This window comes from Serratia plymuthica NBRC 102599 (assembly GCF_001590925.1).
Classification (GTDB): domain Bacteria; phylum Pseudomonadota; class Gammaproteobacteria; order Enterobacterales; family Enterobacteriaceae; genus Serratia; species Serratia plymuthica.
Window position 1 is genome coordinate 1 of sequence record NZ_BCTU01000077.1, and the last position, 567, is coordinate 567.

General features: G+C 41.8%; 1 protein-coding gene. It reads right to left on the bottom strand.

Annotated features, from left to right (window positions below):
• Positions 1–35 precede the first annotated feature (35 nt).
• Positions 36–567, bottom strand: a 532-nt coding sequence (locus tag SPL01S_RS24215) for a YPO3983 family protein (RefSeq protein ID WP_255212465.1), incomplete at its 5' end; no start/stop codon positions are given.

Consider the following 567-nt stretch of genomic DNA (forward strand, 5'->3'; position numbering starts at 1 on the left):
CAATCAGGAGTAGTGTACAAAGAGTTTTTTTATTTTTAACTTTCATTGCGTGCTCCGGTAATTTCTACAGTGGCTTCCATATTGGTCATGAAGGGTTTAAATCCAAACATATTGTATCGCTGAAGCACAAACCAGATGCGGAAAAAACGGAGCTGGTTAAATTTAGAGTTTGAAATGTCATCACCGTCCAGACCGAAGTGATCCTGTACCTTGTAATGCACAACCGCACGGTAGCGGTCATTATCAATCTGTAGTGATTTTATGGTGATATGTGTTGCCCAAGTGTCATGGACAGTAATTCCCATGCCGTTAAAATTATCCTGGAATCTGTCGAACTTAGGTAACCTTCCATCAAGAATAGCTTTTCTTAGCCTGTCCTTTTCTTCGACTGGATAACATTTATTCTCCCAGTCTATATTTTTGCTTAAAGAGTCCCCCAATAATAAGCGTGAGCTATTATCTGGCGATCTGTCACTCAGCACATGCTCCTTCAAAGCTGCATCCAGATGCACACTGGTGAAGGGAGAGCCCTGGCCATTCTGCATATGGGTGATCATCTTTTCGATC